Source organism: Methylobacterium sp. J-070, assembly GCF_022829385.1.
Lineage (GTDB): Bacteria > Pseudomonadota > Alphaproteobacteria > Rhizobiales > Beijerinckiaceae > Methylobacterium.
The window spans coordinates 41,708-56,851 of the sequence record NZ_JAKSXX010000101.1; the positions used below are offsets into that span (position 1 = coordinate 41,708).

The window sequence follows — 15,144 nt, forward strand, 5'->3', positions numbered from 1 at the left end:
GGGTTTCGGCTCGGACCCACGCCAAGGACCGCGCCACCCGCAAGGGGTGAGCGCGGTCTTTGCGTCGGACCCTACGGCACCACGCGTCCGACCGCTGTCTGCGGCGGGCTGAACGAGGCGATCGGCAGGTCGCAGAAGCAGCGCACGCCGAGGGGGCGCGGGCCCGGCAGCGGGCAGGAATACGGCTTCGGGCCGGTGATGCCCTGCTGCACGGCATCGCAATTGAATCCCACCGGGGCGCGCTCCGAGCGGCGCGGCGCCCGGCGGTAGCCGCGCTCGTAGCCCGGCTCGACCTCGTCGGACGGCGGCGCGCCGTAGCCGGGTCGTTCGATGTACTGGGCCCGCGCCGTCGTGCCGGGCAGCGTTGCGGCGAGCGCCAGCATCGCGAGGCCCACGCGGAGCGGATGACGCAGGCCGGTCCGGCCGGAGACAGTGAGGCGCATGCCTGAATCCTTCGCTCGGCGCGGATCCATCCCGTCCGCCGGGCGGGATCTCGGCGGCAATACGGGCGAAAACGAGACGGCCCGCCCCCGGGGACCGGGAGCGGGCCGCCGCCCTGTCACCGACTCATCGGCGTCAGTGCGAAGCGGCGTCCTGGACGTTCTGCACGCCCTGCTTGGCGGCGTCCTGGCCCTGCTCCATCGCCTTGCGGGCCTCGTCGGCGCCCTGTTGCATCGCCGACTTGGCGCGCTCGGCGCCCTGCTGCATCGCGCTCTGCGCCAAGCCGCTGAACTCCTTGGCCTGCGCCTGGATGGCGGCGAACTGGCTGCGGACGAACTCGGCCTGGTGCTGCATCGCCTCCTGCATGTCTCTGGCGCGGACCAGCTTCTGCGCCAGATCGAAGGCAGCGTTCACGTTCTGCTCGGCGTATTCGAAGCCGCGCGAGGAGACGTCGAGCGCGTTGGACCGCGCCACTTCGGCGGAGCCCTGCACGGTATCGGCCGTGCGGCGGGCGGCCCCGATGAAGCTGTCGAACGCCTTGCGGGCCTGTTCGACGCTCTTCTCGGCGAAGTCGCGCATCTCGGCCGGGACTTCGTAGTTCGGGGGGTTGCTCATGTGTCGTCTCCTCTCGATTTTGATCTGTGGATGGCGCTTTGTGCAGTGCAAAATAACCGATTCGGCACCATATGCCACCCGCGCCAATGGCGTTAAGGTTGACATGACGTAAACGTGTGACGGTTGGTGCCAGAGTCCAGCGTCACGGCGTAAGGGAGTTACAAAGACGTCGTGGTCGCGCGCGTTTCTCGGGCGGACGGTTCCGGGGATGCGCGACCGGGTGTGGGTTCGAGGTCGCGGCTTTTGGAGACGACACTGACACCGCCTGCCGGAGCAGCCGGTCCGGCGCTCGCCGCCGCCTTCGCGGCCTGGCAGCGCCTGCCGACGCTGGCAGATGCGCTCGCGAAGCCCGGATCCGCCCATCTGGTGATCGATCCCGACGCCGGGCAGATCCTGCACGCCTCGCAGAACGCGCGTCCGCTGGCCGATGGCCTGGCGGGTCCCGGCCTCGCGGACCTCTGCCGGCGGATCGCCGCCATCGCTCCCGCCGATGCGCCGCCGCGGCTCGCCCGCCTGCGACTCGATGCCCGCCGGCTCGCCCCGCCCATGCTGTGCTGGCTCGCCCGCTTCGACCAGGACCGGGCGGCGGCGATCCTCATCGTGCCGACCACGCCCCTGACGCTGCCCCGGGGGAAATCCGCCCGTGCGGATGATCCGCCGAACCCGTCGACGCCGCCGGACCCCGGGGCATCCGATGGGGCGGCGAAGCGGGAGGACCGCTTCCTCTGGCGGATCGATGCGACGGGAACGCTGACGACCCTGAGCGGCCCGCAGGTCCTGGCGGATCTCGTAGGGCGGACGGTACAGGACTTGGCGGCAGCCGGCCGGATCGCCGGCGCGGACGGGATCCTCGCGGCCCTGGCCGCGAGGCGCACCTTCCGGGGCGAGCGGGCGACCCTCGATGTCGGCACCGGTTCGTTTCAGGTCGAGATGTCGGGCGCGCCGCTCGGACGCGGCGAGGCGGCCTACTCGGGGTTTGCCGGCTTCGGCCTGATCCGCAGCGCGCCGCCGGCCCGGTCCGAGGCAGGTTCGGATGCGACGCGCCCGATCGCGCCCGAGACACCGCCGGTGCCGTCGGGAGTTCAGCCCTCCGCCGCGACGGCTCCCGGTCCGGTCTCGGTGCCCCTGTCCACGGACGAGCATGCCGCTTTCCGGGAGATCGCCCGGGCGCTCGGCGCGCGCTACGCCGGCGACGAGGTCGGGCCCGACACCGCGGCGTCGAGGCCGGAGGGCGGCGCGATCATGCCGTTCCCGGGACCGCAATCCGCTCCGCCGGACCCGCATGGTCCCGGCACCGCGGGTGCGGAATCGGGCCTGCTCGCCGGCCTGCCCCTGCCGGCCCTCGTGCATCGGGCGGGGGCGATCCTCGCGGCGAACGGCAAGCTCCTCGAACTGAGCGGCCACGACGATCTCGCGAGCCTGACGGCGGCGGGCCTCGCCGGTCTGTTCCCCGGCCTTCCGCAGGCGGACGCTCCCGAATCCGCCGCGCGGCGGACGACCCTCGCGGCGGCCGACGGGCGCGCCCGGCCGGTGGAAGCCCTTCCGGGGCCCTGCACATGGGCCGGCGAGCCCGCCGAATGCCTGATCGTCCGTCCGCTCGACGAGGCCGACACAGCCGGCGCGCTCACGGCCGAGCGTCTGGCCCGCGCGGCCCAGGCCGAGCGCACGGCCAGCGCCGAGGCCGCCCTCGACGCCCTGGAAACCGGGGTCGTGACCATCGACGGGACCGCGCGCATCGTCGCGATCAACCGCGCCGCCGCGGGTCTGCTCGCCTGCGATCCCCGGGAGATCGTCGGCGGCAGCTTCATCGCGCTGTTCGATCGGGACAGCGTGCTGGCCGTCGCCGATCTCCTGCGCGGTGCGGTCCGGGGGCCGCGGGCCGTATCGCTCGCCGGCCGGACCGTCGCCCTCGACGTGACGGCGGCACGCGCCGACGGCCTGCGGGTCGCCGTGCTCGACCAGCCGGCCCGTCGTCCGGGGATCCTGCACCCGATCGGAAACGACCCCGACGGCCAGGCTCCGACGGCACCCGGCGCAGCGCTCGGCCGCCTCGACCGGGCGTTCCGCGAGCCCCTGACCGGCATGATCGAGCTGGCCGACGCGATGCTGAAGGAGCCGTTCGGCCCCCTGGGGGACTCGCGCTACCGCGGCTGCCTCGGCGAGATCAGGGCGTCGGGCGAGACGATGCTGGAGCGCGTCGGGACGCTTCTGGATCTCGCCGCCGTCGAGGCGGGCTCCCTGCGGCTCGAGCCACGTCCGCTCGACCTCAACGACGTCGCGGCCGGGTGCATCGCGCAACTTCAGGCCGAGGCGGCGCGCGGACGCATCGTCGTGCGGACGAGCTTCTCCACCGACCTCGCGGACCTTGAGGCCGACGAGCGCTCCGTCAGCCGAGCCGCCTCCCTGGTGATCGAGCACGCCATCCGGCGCTCGACGGCCGGGGGCCAGGTCATCGTTTCCACCGGCGCGACCGAGCAGGCGGCCATCGCCCTGCGGGTGCGCGACACGGGGGCCGGCGCGGGCCCCCGGGCGGCCAATCCCGCGGGGGATGGCGAGGATGGCCTCGCCCTGCCGCGCGCCCTCGTGGAGGCCAATGGCGGGCGGCTCCGGCTGTCGGCTCCGGCCGAGGACGGCACCCTGGTGGAGATCATCATGCCGACGCGGCGGGCGGTGAACGGCTGAGGCGGGATGGAGCGTGTCCGTGCCGCCGACCTAGTCTCAGGGCTTCGGGTCGGAGAGGCGGCCGCCGCGCTCGGGTTGACAGCGCGAAGCCGAAGCCTCACCCCCTTACATTGCGCCCAATTCATCTCGTGAAGGTGCAATTCGCGCGAGCGGATCGGCGGCGATATCGTCATCGTGGAATGTAGGCTACGTTACTTTGGAAGTCCTGGCTGCGCGGCGAAGGCCGCGATACGATCGGGCGCCAAGCAGGGATAAAACGCCATGGAAGGCAAGGTCATTGAGGTTCAGCCGACGTGGCGCGAGGGCGCTCACGTCGATGATGCCAAGTATCGACAGATGTACGAGGCGTCGATCTCCAGTCCGGACGCCTTCTGGGGTGAGCACGGCAAGCGCATCGACTGGATGACGCCGTTCTCCAAGGTCAAGAACACTAGCTTCGAGCCCGGCAAGATCTCGATCAAGTGGTTCGAGGACGGTAAGACCAACGTCGCCTACAACTGCGTCGACCGCCACTTGGAACGTCGCGGCGAGCAGACCGCGATCATCTGGGAAGGCGACAACCCGGACGAATCCAAGCACATCAGCTATCGCGAGCTTCACGCGCAGGTCGGCCGGATGGCCAACGTCCTGCGCAACCGCGGCGTCGGCAAGGGTGACCGCGTCACGCTCTACATGCCGATGATCCCGGAGGCGGCCTACGCGATGCTGGCCTGCGCGCGCCTCGGCGCGATCCACGCCATCGTGTTCGGCGGCTTCTCACCGGATTCCCTCGCCTCCCGCATCCAGGGCTGCGCCTCGAAGGTGGTGATCACCGCCGACGAGGGCCTGCGCGGCGGCCGCAAGGTGCCGCTGAAGGCCAATGTCGACGAGGCGATCAAGCGCATCGGCACCGATCTGGTCGAGCACGTGATCGTCGTGCGCCGCACCGGCGGCGGCGTCGCCATGGAGGCCGGCCGCGACGTCTACTACGACGAGGCTGCCGAGCAGGTGACGGACGCGTGCCCCGCCGAGCCCGTGGAGGCCGAGCACCCGCTGTTCATCCTCTACACCTCGGGCTCGACCGGGCAGCCGAAGGGCGTGGTGCACACCACGGGCGGCTATCTGGTCTACGCCTCGATGACGCATGAGTACGTCTTCGATTACCGCGAGGGCGAGGTCTACTGGTGCACCGCCGACGTCGGCTGGGTCACCGGCCACAGCTACATCGTCTACGGCCCCCTGGCGAACGGCGCGACCACGCTGATGTTCGAGGGCATCCCGACCTACCCGTCGAACGCCCGGTTCTGGGAGGTGATCGACAAGCACAAGGTCAACATCTTCTACACCGCGCCCACCGCGATCCGTTCGCTCATGGGCGCCGGCGAAGGCCCGGTGAAGAAGACCTCCCGCCAGTCCCTGCGCGTGCTGGGCTCGGTCGGCGAGCCGATCAACCCGGAGGCCTGGGACTGGTACTACAACGTTGTCGGCGACAGGCGCTGCTCGATCGTCGACACGTGGTGGCAGACCGAGACCGGCGGCATCCTCATCACGCCGCTGCCGGGTGCCACCGCGCTGAAGCCGGGCTCGGCGACGCGGCCGTTCTTCGGGGTCAAGCCCGAGATGGTCGATGCCGAGGGCAAGGTCCTGCAGGGCGCCTGCGAGGGCAACCTCTGCATCGCCGATTCCTGGCCGGGCCAGATGCGCACCGTCTACGGCGACCACGAGCGCTTCGAGCAGACGTACTTCTCGACCTATCCGGGCAAGTACTTTACCGGGGACGGCGCACGCCGCGACACCGACGGCTACTACTGGATCACCGGGCGGGTCGACGACGTCATCAACGTCTCGGGCCATCGCATGGGCACCGCCGAGGTCGAATCCTCGCTGGTCGCCCACCCGAAGGTCGCCGAGGCCGCGGTCGTCGGCTACCCGCACAACGTCAAGGGTCAGGGCATCTACGCCTACGTCACCCTCAACGACGGCGAGGAGGGTGACGACGCCCTGCGCAAGGAACTCGTGACCTGGGTCCGCAAGGATATCGGTCCGATCGCCTCGCCGGACCTGATCCAGTTCGCCCCCGGCCTGCCCAAGACCCGCTCGGGCAAGATCATGCGCCGCATCCTGCGCAAGATCGCCGAGGACGATTTCGGGTCGCTCGGCGACACCTCGACCCTGGCCGAGCCCGCCGTGGTCGACGACCTGATCGAGAATCGGCAGAACCGCGCCTGATCGCATCCGCGCCGCCGGACCGGCGGCGCGGAACCGACCGGGGCGGCCGCCGGTCCGGCGGCCGCCTCCAACAAGAACCACGAATTTTCAACACGACGAACCGGAGGGCCTCGGAGTGCCCTCGCGGGAGGAAAACGCCATGAGCGGCACGACACTCGACCTCCGGGGGCGCACGGCGGCCTCGGCGACAGGCAACCTGGGGACGGACCTCGACCCGCAGGTCGAGCGCATCGCCCGGACGCCGGAATTCCAGCAGCTCGTCGCCGAGCGCACGCGATTCGGCTGGACCCTCACGATCCTCATGCTGGTCGTCTATTTCGGCTTCATCGGCCTGATCGCCTTCGACAAGTCGCTGCTCGCCGTGAAGGTCGGCGGCACCGCGTCCCTCGGCTTGTTCATGGGCGTGTTCGTGATCCTGTTCGCCTTCGCGCTCACCGGCGTCTACGTGGCCCGGGCCAACACGCGCTTCGATGCGCTCAGCGCCGCCCTCAAGCGGAGCGTCGCCCGATGAACCGCCTCCTCCTCGGCGTCGCGCTCGCCACGATCGCGGCCGGCGCCGCCTATGCGGCCGGCCCGGATCTCGGCGCCGTGCAGCAATCGGCCACGAACTGGCCGGCCATCGGCATGTTCCTGTTCTTCGTGCTGATGACCCTCGGCATCACCTACAAGGCGGCCATGGGCACCAAGTCGGCCGCGGACTTCTACGCGGCGGGCGGCGGCATCTCGGCCGGGACCAACTCCCTGGCGATCGCCGGCGACTACATGTCGGCGGCCTCGTTCCTCGGCATCTCCGGTCTCGTCTACACCTCGGGTTTCGACGGGCTGATCTACTCCACGGGCTTCCTGGTCGGCTGGCCGATCGTGCTGTTCCTGATCGCCGAGCGCCTGCGCAACCTCGGCAAGTTCACCTTCGCCGACGTGGCGAGCTTCCGCCTCGACCAGACCGCGATCCGCATCATCTCGGCGGTGGGTACGCTGGTGGTGGTGGCCTTCTACCTGATCGCCCAGATGGTCGGCGCCGGGAAGCTGATCCAGCTCCTGTTCGGACTGCCCTACCTCTACGCGGTGATCATCGTCGGCGTGCTGATGATCGTCTACGTCGCCTTCGGCGGCATGAAGGCGACCACCTGGGTGCAGGTGATCAAGGCCTGCCTGCTGCTCGGCGGCGCGACCTTCATGGCCGGCGCGGTGCTGTACCGCTACGGCTTCAACCCGGAGACGCTGTTCGCCGCCTCGGTGCAGGTCCATCCCAAGGGCGACGCCATCATGGCGCCGGGCGGCCTCGTGTCGAACCCGGTGGAGGCGATCTCGCTCGGCGTCGGCCTGATGTTCGGCACCGCCGGACTGCCGCACATCCTGATGCGGTTCTTCACGGTCTCGGATGCCCAGGCGGCACGCAAGTCGGTGTTCTACGCCACCGGCCTGATCGGCTACTTCTACATCCTGACCTTCATCATCGGCTTCGGCGGCATCGCCCTGCTGATGTCGGATCCGAGCTACTTCAAGCTCGGCGCGGCCGGGACCTTCGACAAGCTGAAGGACATGATCGGCGGCACCAACATGGTGGCGGTGAACCTCGCCAACGCGGTGGGCGGCCCGTACTTCCTCGGCTTCATCTCGGCGGTGGCGTTCGCGACGATCCTCGCGGTCGTCGCCGGTCTGACGCTCGCCGGCGCCTCGGCGATCAGCCACGACCTCTACGCCCAGGTCATTGCCCGCGGGCGCACCACCGAGAAGCACGAGGTCAACCTGTCGAAGATCTCGGCCGTGGTGATCGGGATCGTGGCGATCTTCCTCGGCTACATCTTCGAGAACCAGAACGTGGCGTTCATGGTCGGGCTGGCCTTCGCGGTGGCGGCGAGCTGCAACTTCCCGGTGCTGGCCATGTCGATCCTCTGGCGCGGCACCACAACCTGGGGTGCGCTCGCCGGTGGTCTCGTCGGCCTCCTCGCGGCGGTCATCATGGTGGTGCTGTCGAAGGCCGTCTGGGTGACGACCCTGGGCAACCCCGCCCCGCTGTTCCCCTACGACAACCCGGCCCTGTTCTCGATGCCGCTCGCCTTCGCGACGATCTGGGTCGTGTCCCTGATGGACCGGTCCCGGCGCGCTCAGCGCGAGCGCGCGGCCTTCGAGGCGCAGTTCGTGCGCTCCGAGACCGGGATCGGCGCGTCCGGCGCGCACGCGCACTGACGACACCGCCGAAGATTCCGAACTGGTGGGGCGCGGCGCGAGCCGCGCCCCTCGTCGTTTCCGGGGTCGGGCCGCACACGTCCGCAGCCGCCCGTGTTGATGGCTCCGATCACGAACGCTTTACCAATTGACCCCGACGCCTCTTCCGGTAACGCATTGGTGATCTGCGCGTCGCGCAAGGCGAGGCAGCGCGGCGGATCGGTCAGCCTTCTGTCGACCGCCGGAAGGCTCAAGTCGTCTGGGAGGACCAAGTCATGGCTGTGGCAACCGCGATCCCGCGGACCGATGGAGCCCCGAGGCCGATGAGTTCGGCCGAGAAGCGCGTGATCTTCGCGTCCTCCCTCGGCACCGTGTTCGAGTGGTACGATTTCTATCTCTACGGCTCGCTGGCGGCGATCATCGGCGCGCAGTTCTTCTCGGCCTATCCGCCCGCGACGCGCGACATCTTCGCCCTGCTGGCCTTCGCGGCCGGGTTCATCGTCCGGCCCTTCGGCGCCTTGGTCTTCGGCCGCCTCGGCGATCTGGTCGGGCGCAAGTACACCTTCCTCGTCACGATCCTGATCATGGGCCTGTCGACGTTCATCGTCGGCGTCCTGCCGAACGCCGCCACCATCGGCATCGCGGCACCGGTCATCCTGATCGTCCTGCGGCTGGCGCAGGGCCTGGCGCTGGGCGGCGAATACGGCGGGGCGGCGACCTACGTGGCCGAGCACGCCCCCAACGGCCGGCGCGGCTTCTACACGAGCTGGATCCAGACCACCGCGACGCTCGGCCTGTTCCTGTCGCTGCTCGTGATCCTGGCGACCCGGAGCTTCACCGGCGAGGCGGCCTTCGCCGAATGGGGCTGGCGCATCCCGTTCCTGGTCTCGGTGCTGCTCCTCGGAGTTTCCGTGTGGATCCGCCTGCAGCTCTCGGAATCCCCGGCCTTCCAGAAGATGAAGGAAGAGGGCACGACCTCGAAGGCGCCGCTCACGGAGGCGTTCGGCCAGTGGCGCAACGCGAAGTTCGCCATCATCGCCCTGTTCGGCCTCGTCGCCGGCCAGGGCGTCGTCTGGTACACGGGCCAATTCTACGCGCTGTTCTTCCTGCAATCGATCCTCAAGGTCGACGGCTACACCGCCAACCTGCTGATCGCGTGGTCGCTGCTCCTCGGGACGGGCTTCTTCGTGGTGTTCGGCTGGCTGTCCGACAAGATCGGCCGCAAGGTCATCATCCTGGCGGGCTGCGCCATCGCGGCGGCGACCTTCTTCCCGATCTTCAAGGGCATCACCTCCGCGGCGAACCCGAAGCTGGAGGCGGCGATCGAGAGCGTGCAGGTCACGGTGACGGCCGATCCGGCCGCCTGCGGGACCCTGTTCAACCCGGTCGGGACCCGCGTGTTCTCCGCGCCCTGCGACCTCGCGCGCGACTTCCTGTCGAAGGCGTCGGTGCGCTACGCCACCGCCCCCGGAGCGGCCGGCCAGCCGACGACGATCCGGATCAACGACACCGAGATCCCCTATCCCCAGGGTGGCGCGGCCGAGGCCAACAAGGCGGCCACAGTAGCGCTCCAGGCCGCGGGCTACCCGAAGGCCGGCGACCCGGGAATCGTGAAGATGTCGAACCCGTTCGACGTCTTCCGGCCGCAGGTCGCCCGAGTGATCGGCCTGCTGTTCATCCTGGTCCTGTTCGTCACCATGGTATACGGCCCGATCGCCGCCATGCTGGTGGAGCTGTTCCCGACGCGGATCCGCTACACCTCGATGTCGCTGCCCTATCACATCGGCAACGGCTGGTTCGGCGGCCTGCTTCCGGCGACCGCCTTCGCCATGGTGGCGCAGACCGGCGACATCTACTTCGGGCTCTGGTACCCGATCGTCATCGCGGTCGCGACCGTGATCATCGGTCTGATCTTCGTGCCCGAGACCAAGGACCGCGACATCTTCGCGGACACCTGAGGGCGACCGTCCGGATTGCACACCCAGGCCGGGAGCGCCGCGGCCCGGCCTGAAGCGCCTTCCGGGGTCGTCGGATTCCGGAACACGCTCGCTGTGGAGGCCGGAACTGCACCGGCATCCCTGTCGGCGGAGCATGATCGAGCCGCGGATTGTACCACCGCGCGTCCGGCGTGTCGGCGCGTCGGGCCCCAACCCGGCCGCGTCGAACTGCCGGGCCGCGCGTCAGCGGACCAGAGCCGCCGTTCCGTATCCCGCGGACCGGGACGGAGCCCGCGGGTCGTCGCGTCGCGTGCGCTGCGTCACGGAACGAGCCTCACGCCACCGCTTATGGAGGCAAATCCCGGCGTCTTTCCTTAAGATGTGAAATTCGTTGCGACGGTCATAACGATGTTTACGAAAAGCAAAACTGCTTTCGATTTACGTGGCTCCGATTTTAATCCCGCATTATTCAAAATCGGAAGAGATATTGTCGTTTCTAGTTATAAAGAAATAAGCACTTTTCGACGGGGAAAATCGCCTTTCACGGAACCATAAGAGGTTCTGGATCGTATAGAGCGGCCTAGAGCAAATAGCCGGATCCGGAACGTGAACGATCGCCTTATGACCTTGCGGCGCAAAGCCAATGCCAAGCCACCACTTATGCTTGTGATCGGCTGGACCGTCGTGACAATCGCGATCTGGGTTGCCGTCAACAACGCAGCGGGGCGGCTCGTGTGGTTGTGGTGATGGCCGCAGCGTCAGTGATCCTGCTGATAGCCGCTCCAGTAAGCCCCCAGCAGATATCCCGACTGGTGGGCCGTTAGATAGCCTAAGGTGATCAGGACATGGAGACCGTCCATGCCATAGACGCTCGTAAAGATGGTCAGTGCGGTGAACATGATGACGCAGGACGTCATTCCCAGTATGATCACCGTGAAGACACGTCCGATGAGCCATCCAACCCCGAACAACATTGCAGCGACAAGCATATCACCACCTTGAAGTACCTATTTTGATATAAATTCTGCCTCAGTCGCGGATCTGGCGGGCAAATATGCCGGTCTGACTGGAAAAGATCAAGCACTCTACGAAAAGAGGCGGAGATTTCTCCCTTCGTGCGATCGAGCCGCGAAGACTTATTCGACTTTTTGCTGAGAGACCAGAAATTAATACGGGTATTGATTTCGCAGCTCATAAGCAGATGACTGGCGATCCAGGGGCGTTCGCGGCCGGGCCGCACCGCACCGATCCGGCCGGTGGATCTCGATGTATCGTTAACGGCCGGGCGCCCGCGCGCGGTTCCGAGCGCGGCCGTAAGCAGGGGCGGCCATCGACCCTGGACCGTTCCGTCCGGGCATCACGTCGGGCCTCAAAGGGACGGATCAGGAGGGCGCGCGGTCCCGCGGCCGCGGCGCAGGCTCGAAAACCGGTTCAGCCGGGAGATCGGCGGACGCGCCGGACGGCGCCGTCAGTGGCGAAAGTGGCGATAGCCGGTGAACACCATGGCGAGGCCGGCTTCGTCGGCCGCGGCGATCACGTCGGCGTCGCGCAGCGAGCCGCCGGGCTGGATGACGGCCGTGGCCCCCGCCTCGGCGGCGGCCATCAGGCCGTCCGCGAAGGGGAAGAACGCGTCCGACGCCACGACGGACCCGACCGCAAGGCTCTCGGACAATCCGAGGCGCTTGGCGCCCTCGGCGGCCTTCCAGGCGGCGATGCGCGACGAGTCGACCCGCGACATCTGCCCGGCGCCGATGCCCACCGTGGCGCCGCCCTTGGCGTACACGATGGCGTTGGACTTCACGTGTTTGGCCACCCGGTAGGCGAACCGGAGATCCACGAGTTCCGCCTCGCTCGGAGCGCGCCGGGTGACGACCTTGAGCGGCATCTCGTCGACCACCACGGCGTCCCGGCTCTGGACCAGCAAGCCGCCCGATAGTGTGCGCACGGTCTCGCCGGGTGCCCGCGGGTCGGGCAGGCTCCCGGCCAGCAGGAGCCGCAGGTTCTTCTTGGCCGCCACGATCGCCGCCGCTTCCGGCGTCGCATCCGGGGCGATGATCACCTCGGTCAGGATCTCGACGATCTTGCGGGCGGCATCGGCATCCAGGGTTCGGTTCAGCGCCACGATGCCGCCGAAGGCCGAGGTCGGATCGCAAGCCAGCGCCCGCTCGTAGGCCTCCAGCAGGCTCGCGCCCTCGGCGACGCCGCACGGGTTCGCGTGCTTGATGATGGCGACGGCCGCCGTCCGGTCGGGGTCGAATTCGGCCACGCACTCGTAGGCGGCGTCCGTGTCGTTGAAGTTGTTGTAGGACAACTCCTTGCCCTGAAGCTGGCGCGCGGTGGCCACGCCCGGGCGCGCCCGGCCGGGTGCCCGATAGAAGGCGGCCGCCTGGTGGGGGTTCTCGCCGTAGCGGAGCGCTTGGGCGAGCGTGCCCCCGAAGGCGCGGAACCGGGCCGGCTCATCGGCGCCGAAACGTCCGGCCATCCAGTTCGCGATGGCCGCGTCGTAGGCCGCGGTGCGCGCGAACGCCTTCTGGGCCAGTCGCCGGCGCAGCGCGCCCCCGGTGGCACCGTGATCCGCTTCCAGCGCGGTGAGAACGGCCGCGTAATCCGCCACGTCGGTCACGACGGCGACGTCGGCGTGGTTCTTGGCCGCCGCGCGGATCATCGCCGGGCCGCCGACATCGATGTTCTCGATGCAATCGGCATCCGGTCTGTCGGCCGCGATGGTCGCCTCGAACGGGTAGAGGTTGACCACCAAAAGGTCGATCGCGCCGATCCCGTGTGCGGCGAGCGCCGCCTGGTGCTCGGGGTTGTCGCGGATGGCGAGCAGGCCGCCGTGCACCGCCGGATGCAGGGTCTTCACCCGGCCGTCCATCATCTCGGGGAAGCCCGTCAGGTCGGCGACCTCCGTCACCGGAAGCCCGGCCTCCTGCAGGGTGCGGTGCGTCCCGCCCGTCGAGACCAGCGCGATGCCGCGCGCATGCAGCGCGCGGGCGAAGTCGACGAGGCCGGTCTTGTCCGAGACCGAGAGGAGCGCGCGGGAGACCCGCACCAGATCGTGCGCCATAGCTTCGTGCCGAAATCCGTAAGTCCGGCGCCGGTAGCATGAAACCGGGGAACCCGGCCAGCCGCATGCGGGGGGCCGAGGCGACGAAGGCCGGTTCAGTCTCGCCCCGCGCCGGACGCCAGGAGACGCGCCATCTCCGCCGGGCCTGCGCGCGGCCGTGAAGCGGCGTTCGTCACCCCGGCGTCAGGGCGACGTGCCCCGCCGCGGGGGCGCGGCCGCGAGGCGCTCGAAGCTCCAGCGCACCTCGACATCCTCGGACACGCGCAGATGGAGGACGATCTGGTCGGTCCGGCGCGGCCCGGAGAGGCCCGAGAAGTAGACGCTCTCCTCCAGGGCGATCTCGGCGTTCTCGGCACGGAAGGTCCAGACCTCGCCGAGGGCCGAGGCGAGTTCGAGCCCCTCCGGCACGCCGCGCACGGCGATGCCGGGATGGAGATGGAAGCGGATCGCCACGTCGTGCGCGCGCTGGCGTCCCCGGTTCCGCCCCTTGCCCTGACGCAGGAACGCATCGCGCCCCTCCAGCCGCGCGGCCGCGGCGAAGAGCTGCCAGCGGCGCTCGTGGACGATGGCGAAAGTCGGCGCGTAGCCGTCGTGGCGGGCGGCCAGCGTCACGCTGTCGGCCTCCTCGGCGCGTTCGGCCGCGACGGCCAACGGGCCGCTGAGCACGACGGCGCCGCGCCGCCGGATCAGCCACCCGGCGAGCTGGCGCTCGCCCCACCAGCCGGTGCGGGTGAGGAACCGGCAGGACGAGGCATCGGCGACGGAGGCGGTGGAATGCGCCGGCGTGGATCGGGCGAGGAGGCGCAGGTCCGGTCCGCTCGCCGGGAGGCCGCAATTGACCACGATGCGTTGCGGGCCGCTCGACATCTCGAAGGCGAGGCAGCCCGCCCCGGCGTTCACCGAGTACGGCAGCGGCGGACTGGCGCCGACATCCGCCACGATCACGACCCGCCCGCCCTCCAGGCGCTCGTAGCCGGAATTCGGCGCGTGCATCAGCGGTCGCGCCAGGGCGCCGTCGTAGACCAGAAGGGTCGCGAGGTGGTCGGCGTCGGTGGCGCCCATGCCGTTGAAGTGGCTCAGGGAGGCGTCCGGATGGCGCAGGAGCCGCAGCAGCGGGAGCATTCGGTCGATGGCCCGCAGCAAGGCCATCGGCGGCTCGACGCTGCGGCTGAGATAGCTCTGGCGCAGCGGCAGCAGGTCGAGCAGCAGCTCCATGGCGAAGCGCGGATCGCGGGAGCGGTGGCCGCCGTCCGTGAGGATCTGACGGTCGAGCTCCCGCGACAGGACCCGGGTCGCCCGCCGCAGGATCGGCTGGATCCCCTCGCAGCACAGGCCCGCGTAGCAGAGTGCCACGGCGGCGTTCAGACGCCATTGCGGCGGCACGCCGCGCCGGATGTCGCGCTCCAGCTGCTGCGCGTTGCGCGCGATGGCCTTCAGGAAGTTCTGGTAGAAGGCGTGGTCGGCGCCCTCGAGGACGAGGGGCGACTGGCACAGGAACGAGATCAGCCGCCTGGCCGCCACCGGGGTCTGGCGGGCGAGCGCCGGGTCGCCCCGCCCGGCGATGAAGTCGGCCACGAAGGCGCGGGCATTGGCCCGGGCCAGCGCCGTGTCGGCGGCCCGCAGATGGCGCAGCCAGCCGAAGCCGTAGAGCTCGTCGGCCCATTCCGGCGACGGCGCGGCGTAATCGAAGGGCGAGCCGCCGCTCGCCGCCAGGGAGCGGCCGGCGAACACGAACAGCCCGGCATAGATGTCGTCCGCGAAGGTCGCGTCGGAGGTGCGCAGGTCGTGCGGGGCGATCACCAGCCCGCTGACGCGCATCCGGGCCAGGATGTCGGGCGACGCGGTGAGGCTGGCACCGGTCGCGCGGGCCGCGCGCGCGATCTCGCGCGCGACGAGCCGATAGAAGCGCCAGCGGTCAGGCCCCCAAGCCACGCGATCTCCGAGCTACGCGTTCTGACAAGGCCCCACGGCCCTGAGCCCTCGCGCACGAGGTCGGCTGGCACCCATTCCGTAAGGCTAGAGGTG

At 69.5% G+C, this 15,144-nt stretch carries 11 protein-coding genes; 6 read left to right on the top strand and 5 right to left on the bottom strand.

Annotated elements, in window-relative coordinates:
• Window positions 1–71: 71 nt before the first annotated feature.
• Both MKL01_RS07470 and MKL01_RS07475 read right to left on the bottom strand, forming a co-directional pair.
• Entirely contained in the window at window positions 72–443 is a 372-nt protein-coding gene (locus MKL01_RS07470; protein WP_243904580.1) for a hypothetical protein, read from the bottom strand.
• A gap of 133 nt (window positions 444–576) precedes the next feature.
• Window positions 577–1,056 (bottom strand): phasin, encoded by a 480-nt coding sequence (locus MKL01_RS07475; protein WP_243904581.1) that lies wholly within the window; start codon window positions 1,054–1,056, stop codon window positions 577–579.
• Window positions 1,057–1,299: 243 nt separating this feature from the next.
• Between MKL01_RS07475 and MKL01_RS07480 the strand changes: the two genes are divergently transcribed.
• The 6 genes from MKL01_RS07480 (at window position 1,300) to MKL01_RS07505 (ending at window position 10,799) form a co-directional block, all read left to right on the top strand.
• Window positions 1,300–3,738, top strand: coding sequence for a PAS domain-containing sensor histidine kinase (locus tag MKL01_RS07480; RefSeq protein ID WP_243904582.1), 2,439 nt, complete (start codon window positions 1,300–1,302; stop codon window positions 3,736–3,738).
• Between the two features lie 261 nt (window positions 3,739–3,999).
• A complete protein-coding gene (gene acs, locus MKL01_RS07485; protein ID WP_243904583.1) occupies window positions 4,000–5,946 on the top strand; it encodes an acetate--CoA ligase in 1,947 nt (648 codons plus the stop codon).
• 139 nt (window positions 5,947–6,085) lie between these two features.
• On the top strand, window positions 6,086–6,457 hold the full coding sequence (locus tag MKL01_RS07490; protein ID WP_243904584.1) for a DUF485 domain-containing protein: 372 nt from the start codon (window positions 6,086–6,088) through the stop codon (window positions 6,455–6,457).
• Complete coding sequence (locus tag MKL01_RS07495; RefSeq protein ID WP_243904585.1) at window positions 6,454–8,136, top strand: cation acetate symporter; 1,683 nt, start codon at window positions 6,454–6,456, stop codon at window positions 8,134–8,136. Before MKL01_RS07490 ends, MKL01_RS07495 begins: the two co-directional genes overlap by 4 nt.
• 254 nt (window positions 8,137–8,390) lie before the next feature.
• On the top strand, window positions 8,391–10,073 hold the full coding sequence (locus MKL01_RS07500) for an MFS transporter (protein WP_409566215.1): 1,683 nt from the start codon (window positions 8,391–8,393) through the stop codon (window positions 10,071–10,073).
• Window positions 10,074–10,658: 585 nt separating this feature from the next.
• Window positions 10,659–10,799 carry a hypothetical protein gene (locus tag MKL01_RS07505; protein WP_243904586.1) on the top strand — a complete coding sequence of 47 codons (141 nt, stop codon included), beginning with the start codon at window positions 10,659–10,661 and terminating at the stop codon, window positions 10,797–10,799.
• Window positions 10,800–10,810: 11 nt separating this feature from the next.
• Here the strand turns inward: MKL01_RS07505 and MKL01_RS07510 are convergent, their stop codons facing one another.
• From MKL01_RS07510 to MKL01_RS07520, 3 genes are all read right to left on the bottom strand, one after another.
• Window positions 10,811–11,041 carry a hypothetical protein gene (locus MKL01_RS07510; RefSeq protein ID WP_243904587.1) on the bottom strand — a complete coding sequence of 77 codons (231 nt, stop codon included), beginning with the start codon at window positions 11,039–11,041 and terminating at the stop codon, window positions 10,811–10,813.
• Between the two features lie 479 nt (window positions 11,042–11,520).
• A complete protein-coding gene (gene purH, locus MKL01_RS07515) occupies window positions 11,521–13,119 on the bottom strand; it encodes a bifunctional phosphoribosylaminoimidazolecarboxamide formyltransferase/IMP cyclohydrolase (RefSeq protein ID WP_243904588.1) in 1,599 nt (532 codons plus the stop codon).
• Window positions 13,120–13,302: 183 nt separating this feature from the next.
• Window positions 13,303–15,051, bottom strand: coding sequence for a heparinase II/III family protein (locus MKL01_RS07520; protein WP_243904589.1), 1,749 nt, complete (start codon window positions 15,049–15,051; stop codon window positions 13,303–13,305).
• Window positions 15,052–15,144: the final 93 nt, after the last annotated feature.

Coding starts and splice junctions, on each gene's coding strand:
- MKL01_RS07500 (WP_409566215.1), top strand. CDS start 8,391: ATGGCTGTGGCAACCGCGATCCCGCGGACCGATGGAGCCCCGAGGCCG.
- MKL01_RS07490 (WP_243904584.1), top strand. CDS start 6,086: ATGAGCGGCACGACACTCGACCTCCGGGGGCGCACGGCGGCCTCGGCG.
- purH (WP_243904588.1), bottom strand. CDS start 13,119: ATGGCGCACGATCTGGTGCGGGTCTCCCGCGCGCTCCTCTCGGTCTCG.
- MKL01_RS07510 (WP_243904587.1), bottom strand. CDS start 11,041: ATGCTTGTCGCTGCAATGTTGTTCGGGGTTGGATGGCTCATCGGACGT.
- acs (WP_243904583.1), top strand. CDS start 4,000: ATGGAAGGCAAGGTCATTGAGGTTCAGCCGACGTGGCGCGAGGGCGCT.
- MKL01_RS07495 (WP_243904585.1), top strand. CDS start 6,454: ATGAACCGCCTCCTCCTCGGCGTCGCGCTCGCCACGATCGCGGCCGGC.
- MKL01_RS07470 (WP_243904580.1), bottom strand. CDS start 443: ATGCGCCTCACTGTCTCCGGCCGGACCGGCCTGCGTCATCCGCTCCGC.
- MKL01_RS07475 (WP_243904581.1), bottom strand. CDS start 1,056: ATGAGCAACCCCCCGAACTACGAAGTCCCGGCCGAGATGCGCGACTTC.